The sequence below is a fragment of the Chitinophaga deserti genome, assembly GCF_003149455.1.
GTDB classification, from domain to species: domain Bacteria; phylum Bacteroidota; class Bacteroidia; order Chitinophagales; family Chitinophagaceae; genus Chitinophaga; species Chitinophaga deserti.
Genome location: NZ_QFFK01000008.1, coordinates 112,421 through 126,482, shown reverse-complemented (window position 1 = coordinate 126,482; position 14,062 = coordinate 112,421). Strand labels below are relative to the sequence as shown.

8 protein-coding genes are annotated in these 14,062 nt (G+C 50.1%); 3 read left to right on the top strand and 5 right to left on the bottom strand.

What is annotated here, in order from left to right:
* Positions 1-35 precede the first annotated feature (35 nt).
* Together DEV76_RS18685 and DEV76_RS18680 are read left to right on the top strand one after the other, a co-directional pair.
* Positions 36-1,535 (top strand): hypothetical protein, encoded by a 1,500-nt coding sequence (locus DEV76_RS18685; RefSeq protein ID WP_157962988.1) that lies wholly within the window; start codon positions 36-38, stop codon positions 1,533-1,535.
* The gene (locus DEV76_RS18680) at positions 1,535-2,023 is read left to right on the top strand and encodes a protein-disulfide reductase DsbD domain-containing protein (protein ID WP_109699452.1); all 489 of its coding nucleotides are present in this window, start codon (positions 1,535-1,537) and stop codon (positions 2,021-2,023) included. Before DEV76_RS18685 ends, DEV76_RS18680 begins: the two co-directional genes overlap by 1 nt.
* A 101-nt stretch (positions 2,024-2,124) precedes the next feature.
* Here DEV76_RS18680 and DEV76_RS18675 read toward each other — a convergent pair whose 3' ends face one another.
* The 3 genes from DEV76_RS18675 to DEV76_RS18665 are packed head-to-tail and all read right to left on the bottom strand — an operon-like array spanning position 2,125 to position 8,054.
* Positions 2,125-3,267: an efflux RND transporter periplasmic adaptor subunit gene (locus tag DEV76_RS18675; protein WP_109699451.1), complete on the bottom strand. Its 1,143-nt coding sequence runs from the start codon at positions 3,265-3,267 to the stop codon at positions 2,125-2,127.
* A gap of 2 nt (positions 3,268-3,269) precedes the next feature.
* Positions 3,270-7,595, bottom strand: coding sequence for a CusA/CzcA family heavy metal efflux RND transporter (locus tag DEV76_RS18670; protein WP_109699450.1), 4,326 nt, complete (start codon positions 7,593-7,595; stop codon positions 3,270-3,272).
* Positions 7,596-7,649: 54 nt separating this feature from the next.
* A complete protein-coding gene (locus DEV76_RS18665) occupies positions 7,650-8,054 on the bottom strand; it encodes a hypothetical protein (protein WP_109699449.1) in 405 nt (134 codons plus the stop codon).
* A gap of 107 nt (positions 8,055-8,161) precedes the next feature.
* Between DEV76_RS18665 and DEV76_RS18660 the strand changes: the two genes are divergently transcribed.
* Complete coding sequence (locus tag DEV76_RS18660) at positions 8,162-8,758, top strand: 2OG-Fe(II) oxygenase (protein ID WP_109699448.1); 597 nt, start codon at positions 8,162-8,164, stop codon at positions 8,756-8,758.
* Positions 8,759-8,902: 144 nt separating this feature from the next.
* Here the strand turns inward: DEV76_RS18660 and DEV76_RS18655 are convergent, their stop codons facing one another.
* Together DEV76_RS18655 and DEV76_RS18650 are read right to left on the bottom strand one after the other, a co-directional pair.
* Positions 8,903-11,218, bottom strand: coding sequence for a hypothetical protein (locus DEV76_RS18655; RefSeq protein WP_157962987.1), 2,316 nt, complete (start codon positions 11,216-11,218; stop codon positions 8,903-8,905).
* Between the two features lie 20 nt (positions 11,219-11,238).
* Complete coding sequence (locus DEV76_RS18650) at positions 11,239-13,788, bottom strand: hypothetical protein (RefSeq protein WP_109699446.1); 2,550 nt, start codon at positions 13,786-13,788, stop codon at positions 11,239-11,241.
* Between the last annotated feature and the right edge of the window lie 274 nt (positions 13,789-14,062).

Here is a 14,062-nt window from a genome sequence, read left to right as displayed (position 1 = left end):
ACTAAAATCAATTCAACCAATTAAAAGAAAGAATTATGTACACACGATTCTTATGCCTTTTACTCCTGATGGGAAGCTTATTCACTATCCCGGCAATGGGGCAGTCAGGCAAAGGGAAATACAGGCTTAAAGTGCTTTACGTAGGATATGACCCTTCCAGACCATTACCTGAAATAGGCAGGATGGCTCCGGGCGGTATGTCTAAAGAGGGATTTACCGCAGAGTACCCGGTAAGGATGCCGGCCTTTAAAGCCCTTTTAGGCGAGAACTTCACAGAGGTTACGGCTATGGACTGCCGGGACTGGAAACCGGATACTTCCGAACCTTTCGATGTCACCATCTTCGACTTCAAGCCCAACCCATTGCCGCAGCAGGATACCGCCCGGATCAAACAGCATCACAGGCCGGCTTTCCTGCCCAACAACTTCTCCAAACCCACCGTATTTATCGCGAACACTGCCCCTGAAATGGGTGAAGCCATTGGCTTAAAACTCGACTGGCTTTGCCTTTGCCTCGATGCGGACGCACACCACATTAACACAAAGCATCCCATCTTTAAAGGTCCCCTTAATAAAGTATCCCCTACCCTGAAAACCAAAGCCACGCCCGAAGGTATATTCCACTATACCACCGGCAAATCAGTCCCCAAACAAATCCCTATGTGGACCGTTCAGGAAGAAGGTTATTTAACCGATAAAGACGCCAGGATAGGCCTAGTGGCAAGAGGCAACCGGTTTGCTGAAGGTCCGGATGCAGAAGTGATCTCCAGCGGCGTATGCACGAAAGATGTACAGGCAGTAGCGCTGGGAAGGCATGGCAACTTCTTCCTCTGGGGATTTGGTTCCTCCCCGCTTAAAATGACGGAAGAAGCAAAGAAGGTATTTATCAATACCGTTGCCTACATGAAACAGTTCAACGGCAAAACACCCATCACCCGGAAGTACAACGACCGGATGGCCACTACCGATAATGTCAGGGAGATTATTGCAAATGCAACGAAGGAATCTTTTGAAGAATCAGTGGAGGAAATTAAAAAGTTTAATGAACACAACCGCAAAGAAAAAACCCGCATAGATGCCAAGGTGGCAGCCGGAGAAAAACTGACTTCACAGGAAGAAACGATGCTCCCCTACCTCGGCTATGTACAGGAATTGCCTACCTGGGAAAGCCACATGAAATCACTCACCGGAAAGTATTATGAAAAATTCGGTAATGATGCTGCCGCTTTCCAACAATATATGAACACTAATTTCGACTACATATACTGTGATCCGAAAGCGTTCTTCTCTTATGAAATTGATGAAGACGTTGCCACCATCGGCGTACCCAACCACAGCCTCAAACTACTGGATGCCTGCATTAGTATGCTCGAACGAAAAGTCAGGGAAGACATGGCATTGAGAGTGCTCAAACGCTATACCGGAGAAAACTTCACAGCTGCCGCCGAATGGAAATCCTGGCTGGCGAAGCACCGGAAAAAACTATTCTTCAGTGAAACCAATGGCTACCGGTTTGTAATTAATACATATAACTGATGAGAGGACTATTAATCATCTCCCTGCTATTCTCCTCTTTATCGTACGGACAAAGCAGGTTCGACAGTAAAATATTGAAGCAGGCCGCTGCATTGACATGCCCTGTACCCGATGAGGCCAGTCCGGTTACAGTGAATGCAACCCTGGTAGTTGAAGGAGACAGCCTGGCGGTAGTGGTAAAAACTGAAATACTCGCCGGATGGCATATCTATGCATTTGTCCCGGACAACTTACCCTATATCCAGCTGGAACCCATACTGGATACACCGACATCGCTATTACCGGCAGGGACCTGGAGTAAATCTACCCCATCGGCCTCCGCCAGTGATCCCGGGGTGTTAGTATATACATCCTCCGCAGTTTTTATTCAAAAGTTTGCGAGAAAGGATAAAACAGGTGGAAAAGTAAAAACCGGGCTGTACTTCCAGTGTTGCGATATTAAGCAATGTTTACCTCCGGATGAGCGGACATTTGAACTTACTTTCTAAATACCGGCCGGGAATTCTTCCAGTTACCCTGATACTCCCGGCCGTATTCTTTTGCGCCGTTATACCCACCGGCTATAATCTAAGAACTAATCACGGCATAATTATTCCCCCGTATTCTTCAACTGCATCAGCAACGAATAAGCTCCGGCAGTAACGATCTTCTTACCGGTCAGATCAGGTGATGTTACTACCGTAACCCCTTCGCCAGCCTGGCCCTTTTGAACGGGCAGCATCCGGAAAGTCCGTTCCCCTTCCTGCACAAACACATAATCCTTATTCTCAAAGCTCACAATTGCCTCACCGGGTAGCACCTTCTCCATACTATCGTTCAGCCTGATCTCCGCATTCATGTACATACCGGGTACCAGGCTTTTATCATAGTGTTCAAAATGACAATGCACTTCCGCACTACGGTTTTCGTTCAGGGAATGACTGATCAGTATGATTCTCGTATCGTACTGCTGGTCAGGACGCGCATTGGTGAATACCGTTGCCCGCTGGCCGATGGATAGTTTGCCAAGGTCTTTTTCGTAAACGGTAAGGTTCAGGTGAATGTCTTCCGGATTCACCAGGTCAAAAATCACATCAGATGGCGTTACATACTTCCCGATGTTCACATTCACTTTGTTAACATACCCGTTGATCGGGGAATAGATGTTTACTGTCCGGGATATGTTGTTCTCCGACAACCGGTCGGCATTAATTCCGATCAGCCCCAGTTTAGCGGCCAGTGCTTTGGTGGTGATGGCCACATTACGATACTCACTTTCCGCCTGCTGCAGCACTTTATCGCTGCTGGCTTTACTGCTGTTCAGTTCCTTTTGCCGTACAAACTCCTTTTCTGCATATGCCAGCTTATTCACAGCCATAAGGTACTCCTGCTGCAACTGGATATACTGGGGATCCTCCATCACTGCCAGCAGCTGTCCCTTCCGGACGTGCGTACCCGGCATCATAGCGGTAGATTTGAGATATCCGCCCAGCGGAATACTTACAGATACGAGATTCTGCGGCGGCACATCTATCTGTCCGCTCAGTTTAAGTATACCGCCAATTTGCTTTTCACTGACCGTTCCCGTTGTAAGGCCGGTGTTTTTAAGTTGCTCCACCGTCAATGTCACTACATCTGATGGAGCATTCACCGGTGCTTCTGCTGTTGCGGCATCTTTATTCCCCCCGCAACCTGCTACAGATATACTTAATAAAATTGCTGCTGCGCTATGTAAAATGATATGATAATTCATGATTATTTAGCTAAGAGGTAATTGAGATGATTGATACTGTTGTTCAGGTTCTTTACAGCTTCGAGATAATCGAGCTGGGTATTGAGGGATTGCTGGTTGAGTACGGTCCATTCCAGGTAATTGATTTCCCCGCCTTCCAGCTGCCGGTTGAGGGTGCCAGTGATTTCAAGGGCATTCCTCAGGGTGCCGTCTTCAAAATCATGAACGATTTCTCCGTACTGGCTCACCTGTGCAAGTGCGGTCTGGTATTGTGCCAGTAATGCCTGTGTATTGTAAGCCGTCTCGTTTTCCACGATTCGCCGGAAAGTTTTAGCAGATTTGATCCTCGCCTTTTGTGAACCTGTGAAGACAGGAATAGCCACCCCTACCTGGAACGACTGAAAGCGGCTCCCCCGGTCATACCGCACTCCATCCCGGATACTGAGGTTATTATAACCCGCGCTGAGCTCCGGGAGGAGCTTCGACTTCTCCACCAATATTGCCGCCTCTGCAGCTTTCTCCTGCTGCCGCTGTAATCTCAGCAATGGATGCTCTGCCAGCAAAGCAGTATCAGGTAACGGGGCTTCCAATTTAAAAGAAGAGGATACCGGCAAGCGGGGCTCTGTTGTATTGAGCAACAGCATGAATTGCTGCTGCAGCATAGCCCGCTCCTGCCGGAGACTTTTCCGCATAATCCGGAGCTGCAGCAACTGGTTTTCCGCACTGGCTTTTTCGAGCACATTTGTTTCGCCCGCTTTTAAACGCAATGCAGCCACCCGCAGAAAGGCACTGTAGGCGGTATCCATCTTACCCAACAGGGTTTCCTTTTCCGAAACGAGCAGTAACTCGTAGAAGATCCCAGTGGTCAGCTTCCGGATCTCTGCCTCCTGCAATTCTGTTTCCAGCAGTGCTGCCTTCCACTCTTCGCCCAACTGGCGGCGCTGCCGGCTATACACCGCAGGCAGACTGAAGCTCTGCATTACAGACAGCCTGTCGTCTGCCAGCGGACTATTAAACTTCCCATATTCAGCACCTACGGTTGTCTTTGGAAGGTCCATACCGGTACGGATAAGTTCCTTTGCCCGCTCCGCCCGCAGCTTCCGGTTCTGCACCTGCAAATTATTGGTAACTGCAGCATCCAGCGCCTCTTCCACAGAAATGGGCTTTTGGCCAACAGCTGGTGCCGCAGCGAACAGCAGCAGGGCACCCAGTACCACTTTCTTAGGTTTCACAATGATCCCCTTTTCGAATGTGACATACAGAATGGGGAGTACGAATAACGTCAACAGGGTGGCAATCATGAGTCCACCGATAACCACGGTAGCCAGCGGACGCTGAACAGATGCTCCCGCACCATTACTCAATGCCATTGGCAGAAAGCCCAGTGAGGCCACAAAGGCCGTCATCAGCACCGGCCGTAAACGGGTAGCGGTGCCCTGCGTCACAATCTTTTTCATATCCGTTTCCCCGTTATTTTTAATCCTGTTGAATTCTGCCACCAGTACAATACCATTCAGCACTGCAATACCGAATAGTGCAATAAAGCCTACACCTGCGCTGATACTGAAGGGCATTCCCCTCATAGCCAGCAGGAAAATGCCGCCGATGGCCGACAGGGGGATGGCAGTATAAATTAGCAACCCGTATTTGATGGAATTAAAAGCGAAATACAACAGGAGGAATATCAGGATGAGTGAAACCGGCACTGCAATGGAAAGGCGTGCTTTGGCTTCATTGAGGTTCTCGAACGATCCGCCATAGCTGACGGAGTAACCCGCAGGCAGCTTCATACCTGCTTTCACTTTATGCTGCAGTTCTTCCACTATACTCTCCACATCCCGGCCACTGACGTTGAAGCCCACCAGTATCCGCCGCCTGGTATCTTCGCGCTGGATCTGGCTTGGACTGTCTGCCAGCTCTACCACAGCCACCTGGTACAGGGGTATCTGCGTTCCTGCCGGTGTAGGGATCAGCAGGTTCTGCACATCCCGGATGTCGGTACGCTGTTCGTTCTGCAGGCGCACCACCAGATCAAATCGCTTCTCCCCTTCAAATACGAGGCCTGTACTCTGGCCGGCAAATGCTGCGTTTACATTGCGGTTAATATCGGAGATGTTCAATCCGTATTGCGCAATAGCTGCACGGTTATACCTGATAACGATCTGTTGTGTACCGGTGATCTGCTCCACATACAACTCGGTGGTGCCCTCTACCGTTTTGGCAATGTTCCCCAGCTGTTTGGCGTATATGCCTAAAGTATCGAAATCCTCACCGAATATTTTACATACCACATCCTGCCGGGCGCCTGTCATCAGTTCGTTGAACCGCATCTGAACAGGGAACTGGAAGCTGGTGGTAACACCGGGCACCTCCGATGCTGCGGCGCTCATTTTATTGGACAGCTCATCGAACGACCGGGCGGATACCCATTGGGACTTAGGCTTCAGATTGATGATCATATCTCCCATATCCATGGGCAGGGGTTCCGTAGGTACTTCGCTGCTACCGATCTTGGTAACGATGTTCTTCACTTCCGGGAACCGGCTTTTGAGAATACCGGCCACTTTCTGCACATTATCGATGGTGGTGTTGAGGTTACTGCCGGGCAATACGCGCGTCTCCACAGCAAAATCACCTTCTTCGATGGATGGGATAAACTCCCCTCCCAGCCGCGTGAGCACGTACACCGATAAAACAAACAGGAGCACCACAATAGCAATAATGGATTTCGGTACGGCCAGTGCCCGGGTAAGCAGGGAGGTATACCTGCCTTCCACATGGTTCATCACCCGGTCAGACAGGTTTTGTTTCACTTTAACCTTCCGGCTCAGGAAAACGGCGCTCATCATGGGGATGTAGGTAAGTGACAATATAAAGGCTCCCAACAGGGCAAAAGCGACCGTTTGCGCCATGGGCTTAAACATCTTACCCTCGATACCCTGCAGGCTGAAAATGGGGAGATAAACGATCAAAATGATGATCTGCCCGAAAACCGCGCTGTTCATCATTTTGGAGGAAGCACTTTTCACTTCCTTATCCATATCCTGGCGGGATAGCATGGTAACGGCCGCAAACTTCTTATTATGGCTCAGCTGGTGCATCACCGCTTCCACGATGATAACCGCGCCATCCACGATCAGCCCGAAATCCAGCGCTCCTAAGCTCATGAGGTTTCCACTTACGCCAAACAGGTTCATCATGATTACAGCAAACAGCATGGATAGCGGGATGACAGAGGCTACCAGTAAACCCGCCCGCAGATTGCCCAGGAATATCACCAGTACAAATACGACGATCAGCGCCCCTTCCAGCAGGTTGGTTTCCACCGTCTGAATGGCATTAGACACCATGTCCGTCCGGTCCAGGAATGGTTCTATTACCACTCCTTCAGGCAATGTGGCCTGTATGTCGGCGATCTTCCGCTTAATATCTTCGATCACCACATTGCTGTTGGCCCCCTTCAGCATCATCACAATAGCCCCGGATACTTCGCCTTCGTTATTGTACGTGAGCGCACCGTAACGGGTGGCAGATCCTGTTATTACTTCTGCCACATCCCGGATGAGCAATGGGGCGCCACTTGCCGTATTCCGCACCACAATATTCTCAATATCCTCCCGGCTCCCGATCAGCCCCTCACTACGGATATACAAAACAGTAGACTGCTTCTCGATGTAAGCCCCTCCCGTATTCTCATTATTCGTTTCCAGCGCCCTGAAAACGTCCGTAATGGTGATGCCATGCGCCTGTAACTTACCGGGGTTCACGGCTACATGATATTGCTTCAGCTTACCGCCAAAACTGCTCACTTCTGCTACACCTTTAACCCCCAGCAGCTGGCGGCGCACGATCCAATCCTGAATGGTACGCAGTTCGGTAATATCATACTTGCCTTCATAACCTTTACGGGGCTTTACAACATACTGATAAATCTCACCCAGCCCTGTGGAAATGGGCCCCATTTCCGGCTTACCGATACCGTCGGGGATGGTTTCCTGGATAACGGCCAGTCTTTCCGACACCTGTTGCCGCGCCCAATAGATATCCACCCCATCGTCGAACACCAGGGTTACGAGCGACAAGCCAAACCGGCTGTAGCTCCTGATCTCCGAGATACCGGCAATGTTACTGCTGGCCTGCTCTACCGGGAATGTGACCAGGCGTTCTATATCGGTAGCACCGTAAGATGGTGCGATGGTGATGATTTGTACCTGGTTATTGGTAATATCCGGAACGGCATCTATAGGCAGTTTGAAAAGCTCGAAAATGCCATAGATGATTAATGCGATGGTAAACAACGCAACTACGAGTTTATTCCTTACGGAAAACCCGATAATTCGATTCAACATGAAGATTTGATTTGGTCAATCCAGAAAATAAGGTCAGGACAGACCACGGAATGGTCAGCCCTGGTTAGTCAGGAATGAACCGGATTTGGGAGGCTGCCAGATTTTACTGACGGTCGCGGAAGGAAAAAAATGAACGTTCCGGGAGAACAGTTCATTGGAAGCAATGGGGATTACCGGCTTCCGGAGTTCTACCGTACCGGTAGCGGGGATAACAGGACTGAACATCACATTCGAATCCACCCTTTTGAAGGGCAGCTGGTTATCCCGCTCCTCATCGTTATCCGTATGGGGCAGGTTATTGTAATGGTCAGTAAGATATTCGGTAAAGGTGATGAGGTGATTCAGCTCCCGGTGTTCATTAAAATGCTGTATCAGCACGGGGAGCTTGGCTAATTCGCGCAGCTCTGTGCTGGATATGAGATATACCGCAAATAATATGAGGGCTATGATTTTCTTCACCGGGGGCAAAGGTAGTCAATATCTCCGGTTTCCGTAAGACACATTACGGTTATTTAGTCTACCTTCACCGCAACAGGGATAATGCTGTCTCTGTAATCTTCCGCTCTTTGCACACATCATTCGACACCCTGATCAACAGTTTTGTTGAAAACAGGGTCGGCATCGCCGAGAACTTTTTAAGCCCACAACTGGCCGGCGACCTCAAAAACAACCTGATCCGGCTGTCAGGGAACCGGCAGATGCATGCTGCCGGCACCGGCAACAATGAATTGGTTTCGCACGACAAATCCGTTCGCAGCGATATTATCTACTGGCTGGACAGGAAACATAACGACATCCACGAGAATGCCTTTTTCTCTTTAATGGATGAATTTATCCTCCACCTGAACAATACCTGCTATACCGGCATCAATGGTTATGAATTCCATTATGCCCTTTACGAAACTGGCAGTTTCTACAAAAAACATATTGATCAGTTCCGCAACAATCCCAGCAGGCAGTTTTCCATGATCATTTACCTCAACCTCGACTGGGAAGCCGGAGACGGCGGGCAGCTCACCATCCACCACACCGGGCAGGCCTCCCAGGAAATAGATCCCACTGGCGGCAAAACGGTATTTTTCAAAAGCAGTGAGCTGGAACATGAGGTACTGGTGGCCAACAAGCCCCGGATGAGCATTACAGGCTGGCTGAAAAAGGATTAAACAGAATGCCCGCTGTAAATACAGCGGGCTCAGTTTTAGTCATCCAGTTTCTTCGCTGTTACTGAAGAAAGGATATTAGAACAGTGATTCAACATATAACAAATAGTATCATTTAACTGGCGGATCAGGTACCGCACTATAAAGTCAGTCGTTATCCCATATTACGCTTCCATTGGCCATGTTCTGTACAATACACTGGCCGCCTGAAGGAATGTTCACCTTTGGCCAATGGGTAAAAGTGGTATAATCTATTGGTCGTGCAGCCTTGCGGGCAGTTTCCGCGAATACCGATACCGATGCATTGTAAGCAGTGTTATTGCTAAGGCGCAGGGTGATGGAGTTTTTATCTTCTGCCAGCTTTTCGGCTTCGATATGATCAAACACAAAGTACTTCCCTTCACCCGGGCGGGCGTAAATGCCGGGCAGCTCCATGGCCATGAGGATGCCATTGGTCTCCGTCCATGAGTTGCGGGTATGTATAAAGTTGCCGATAGCCCCTTTCCCTTCGGCATCACTGGGCTGAATACGCTCCATGCTGCTGCCTATGCGGTAATTGGAAGTGATATGCCCCGGCATGTTTACCGCTTCGGTATGCGCATGCTGGATATCACGGATAAGTTCAGCATAGCGGGTATTACCTGTGGCACGGTATAGCCTGAACAGATGATCGGCCGATGAGGTGCAAACACCCGGTGCGGCATGCTTATTCTGGCTACTGGCCCATATAGCTCCGGCCATACGGCCTCCCAGTTTACCGATAGTACTGCCTGCCGGGAAAACCGGATCGTATGCTATTACCCAGCTGGCACAAAGAGCGGCCTGCACTTCCGCACGGGAAAGCCACTGCGCCTTACCCGAGTACCGATACAATGCCATGAGCGATTCCAGGAAACCAAAAGCAGTTTCAGAATCTGCATCCTGCGAAATATCGCCACAGGCACCTCCGTTAAAGCCACGCTGCTCTACATCACGGCGGTAATAAAATGCTGCAGCGGCCTCAGCCACAGCCAGCCATTCCTTCTTCCTGAAATAATCCGATGCCAGCGCAAGGCCTGCAGGAACTATAGCACCGGCGGAAGAATTGAATACCGACACTTCACCCGTTTCCGGAACTATGAACTGGCCAAACTCACCATGTTTTTTCCAGGTACTTACAAATGCCGATGCCAGCCTTTGCGCGGCAGCTTCCCATTGAGGACGGATGATTCCGCCATACCCCTGATCTTTCAGGAGCATGAGGTGCTTCATCATCCAGAACAGCACATCTCCGTTTTTACGCACCATGGCCTGCAGCGCAGGAAAATCGGGATGGGCCTTTTCAGTTCCCAGCACTCCGTTCTCCGAAATGAATCCGTAGAAGTACCCGCTCCTTCCCTGCATCCTGGCAGTGATAAAGTCCAGCTCTTCTGCCACGCGGCTACGCTCCAGTGAATCGTTAAGCACCAGCATGGGGAAGGTATTTATCATCCCGCTCACCCAGCCCAGCTGGAAATGCCGGCTATTTTCCGGGAGATAATATTTACCGGCTTTGGTTTCAGTGAAATTACCCCGGCAGATGTCTGTCCCCAGTTGGGCAATTGTACTCATGGGCACGAGGTTCCTCGGCTGATTGGCGCCGGTTGCAGACTTTCGGATGGCCATGAAATGCTGCAAATGCCCGGGTATGCCGGTTGTCTTTAGCGCATATACGTTAAAGCGCAGTACCACTTCACTGCCCGCCTGCCAGTCGGGTGCTTTGTCACCACTGGGGTGGAAATCCCCAAATCCTGTGGCACGCTTCCGCATGGATGGCGCCATGATGCGGAAGGTGGCACTGTCGCGATGCTTATTCTCTGTTATCGTTAACCCGCTATTACCCAGAACCGTTTGCTGCTCTGTGAGCACAAACCAGCTTTTACCTCCTGCAGGGGCGTAAAAGCTCATCCCGGGAGATGCCGTATTAGTGGTTTGCAGTTCGAGGAAAGATGTATCCACGCCGGGCAACGAAAGCCGCGGGTTATTGGAAATGGTTACGGGCACTGCAGGGTTGAAATACATATCCGCCGGATACTGCGGATTATACCCATACCCGATGGCACGATACCGGTTTCCGTTGTACACGATCCCCGGCACCAATACATAGTTATCCGTACTCCATTCTCCAAAGCGGAAATCTACCGCCACTGCGGTGGCACTTGCATGCCCTTTCACCAGCTTACACGTCAGTGCTACCGCTTTACCTCCATCAGGCGTGTCAGCAGTCTTCCAGTCTAATTTCCAGCGGTTTTCACCATCTGCCAGTTCATTACCCTGAAATACCAGTGTCCGCCTGCATTCCGTGCCTTCGTACTGCATCAGGCTGACCTGCAGCCCGCCATGCAGCGGGCGCAGGATTTCGGGAAGAACAGCCTGCTGTGCACAGGCGCTGCCTGTCCATCCCATCATCAGCCATACACTCAAACCTCTCCATTTGCTTAACATATCAACCAAATACTTTTTGTTTACTTAATCCTGAGCTGTTGCCTGTTTTCCAATACAACACTCACTACTTCCAGTTTTACTTTACCGGATGGCGCTCCCAACGATGCAATCCCTATTGCAGGATTACTGCTTTCCCAGTCGATGGGGTCTATGTCTGCGATCTTCCGTAGTATTTTCCTGCTTCTGTCTGCCACATACATTGCACCATCATGGTACAGTACATATTCACCTCCGGCCAACCGTACTTCAACAGGCAGGATGCGCCCTCCGGGCATACGGATCTTTAAACCATCGGCCCAAACTCCCTTTTCAGCATGAACCCTCACCCACCATTCCATCATGGCCGCTGTGCCTGGCTTCTGCAGGAAAATAGCATGAAACTCATTCTGATAAGCCACATCCTGCAGCCGGTTTTCCCGGAGGGTAGACAGTATGTAAGCCCCGGAAGCAGTCTTTTCGAGGTGGAACTTCTTCGACATGTCCTTCAGTTGCTCTTTAATCTCCTTCGTAAATACTCCGGTAGCACGCGCATCTTCCCAAAGTCGGAATGCTGCGAAAGCAGCATCTTTCGTACCGCTGCGTTCCACTGCACCCTGACTGAGACCTAACATATAGGTTGCATCCCAGCCAATGGATTTAGCCTGCAGGTTTTCTATATCGTAAATGCTCCAGTCGGGCGAGTAATTGATGATACCAAAAGTAGCGGGGAAGTAGTTGCTCTCGAAAACATACCGCATATCCTTCCCTTCTATACCCCATTTGTTACCTACCGGGTCGAACATATGGTTACCACCACCTACGTTGCAAACGCTCATATAATGCCAGTTCCCTTCGAATACGCAGGAACCCATCACTCGAAGGTACTCTCCTCCGGTTTTGGCATACGAATCAAACAGCTGCCGGAAGAAGCGTTTAAAGGAGTATTGTCCGTGCCCCTGGTACATACAGCTTTCCAGTCCGTCGAAGTCGATGTAATCCATCCCTCCTTCGGTGAGCCAGCGGCCATAAAAATCTGCGTATAGTTCCTGTAACCGCATGTCGGGTGCAAAACCACGGTAGCAGTTGGGTTGCAGTTTCACGATCTCCGTTCCGGAAGCATAAGTACCCCGGACGGAACCATACAGGCCACGCTTCACATTTACAAGGGTATACGGTCGGGTAGTGGTAATACTTTCATATTCTATCAGCTCCTTCCCTATCTTCAATACATTGGTATGATTGCCTTCCCATCCGCCAAACTCGTTCAGGTACACGGTATCTTCCAGCACGATCACGGTATCAGATGCAGATAATGCCGCTGCCAGCCGGGTGCGTTGCATGATAGCCAGACTGTCACTTGGTACAGGCGCTACGTGACTATTATTTCCCGGCTGCATAAACTCACACAGGGTATGCAATCCGTAACGGATACCCTGAGTCTTCAGTTCCTGTCCATATACAGGCAGGGTTTTCTCCCGGCCTCCGGTAAAGCGGACGCGGTTATGGCCCCATTTGTTTTCAAAATTGGGATAATATTCCCCCCAGCCTTCGTCCTGCACATTCTTCAGACCAAGGCGGTGCATGTATGCAGCCAGACTGTCGTGCGGCCCATGCCAGGCCACATCGGTACGGAAGGATGCGGGGTTTTTGATCCATTTGCCGTTGATCTCCGGATGTGGCAGTCCTTCATTCAGTACAATCCGCTCTATCGTCTGCAAACCCAGTGTATCCGGACAGGCATATAAAGCAATGGCAGATCCTTCAAACCCCGCGTCTGTAGGAACCACCAGCTGATAGCGGGCAGAATTATAGCCGCCGTCGAGATTATCGGGCAGCACCGGAAAGCGGATCATCTGTTCCTTACGGCGGTTACGCGAATGCATGGTGATGGAAGATCCGAAATCAGGCTCCAGCACAGCGCCGTTGCCATAATTCATCCTGAAGTATTCTTCGGGCTGTGAGTAAAAGGCAACATCATTTCGGCCATCGCCCCCGATCTTGAACTTCTGGCCCTCCTTCAAATGAGGGGGAAGCGGATACTTAACGGGGTCAGGGGAATGAATGTAGTAGTAAGTAACGCCAAAGTCGCCATCTGTAGGCGGACCGCTGGTCGTGTTATCAGTAAGTCCAAGCATCCCGATGGCAAAGGAATCATCCCGCACTACGGATATGATTTCGCCAATGGTTTTTGAGATATTGGTTTTGTAGGGTCCCCAGATGATGTTATCCACCTCCGGTGCGTTTTCCAGCGAAAGTAGCTCCAGCTGCACATACTGCGGAAGGAGCTTAATGCCGATATTCGCCACGGCGCCACCGGCATACCGCAGGCGGATGTTTCCGGAAGAATATACCGCCGAGACCGGCAGCATCTGCTGTTTATGGGCTACCAGGGTTAGCAACGCGGATGGCAGCCCTTTCGGAACATATTCATTACCGTTTTTTTTGTCTTTGATGGATACAAAGTACCCTTTCGCGTTTACTGTAAACGTGGCGTGATCTGTTGAATATTTTTTCTGCTGTCCGTAAGCACGGGCACCAACGGTACATACCGTTAGCGCCGCGCCCAGCCAGCAGGACTTTACAAATTTCATCTTATGTAGCATAGCCATACTTTCTGTTGAAATGAAATATATCTGATCTTTGAATTGTTACTGCGAGTGATTGAAAGGTCCGGCCCTCATCCCGCTTTTACCGTAGCATCCAGTCCGTTACGCAGAACCCTGTATCCAGCGCTTTGATTTTGATTGATTCTTACATGGAATTGTATAGGTGGAAAAATGACCAACAGCTCCTTTCGGCTGATGAGAAACCCCGTACCTGTTAGCAACTACCTAAAAGTCCAACATTACGCTTCCCTCCACCACC